Raw genomic sequence first — 400 nt, 5'->3', positions numbered from 1 at the left:
TAGTGAAGTGATTATAGACCGTACTTCCTAAAAAGGTACGGGCAAAAAGAAAAATAAACCAATTCACCAACTACTAAAACAATCATTTTATGGATATACAGACAGCCAAGCAAATCAGAATAGCGGATTATCTGCATAGTTTAGGATATTCTCCCGTCAAGCAACAAGGTGTCAATCTGTGGTATAAATCACCGTTAAGGGAAGAAGCCGAAGCCTCGTTCAAGGTAAATACCGAACGTGAACAATGGTATGACTTCGGTTTGGGTAAAGGTGGTGGTATCATAGAACTGGCTGCACACCTGTACGCTACCGACCATGTACCTTACATCTTGAAACGGATAGCAGAGCAGACACCGCACGTGCGCCCGGTATCTTTCTCTTTTGGAAAGCAAAACTCTTC

1 protein-coding gene is annotated in these 400 nt (G+C 42.5%); it reads left to right on the top strand.

All coding sequences use genetic code 11. The features are described from left to right. Nucleotides 1-89 precede the first annotated feature (89 nt). On the top strand, nucleotides 90-400 hold a 311-nt coding region (locus tag D4A39_RS19350), incomplete at its 3' end, for a CHC2 zinc finger domain-containing protein (RefSeq protein WP_233552541.1).

Origin of the sequence: Alcanivorax profundi (genome assembly GCF_003597125.1) — a bacterium.
GTDB classification, from domain to species: domain Bacteria; phylum Pseudomonadota; class Gammaproteobacteria; order Pseudomonadales; family Alcanivoracaceae; genus Alcanivorax; species Alcanivorax profundi.
The sequence above is the reverse complement of the archived record's forward strand: the minus strand, read 5'-3'. Positions and strand labels throughout refer to the sequence as shown.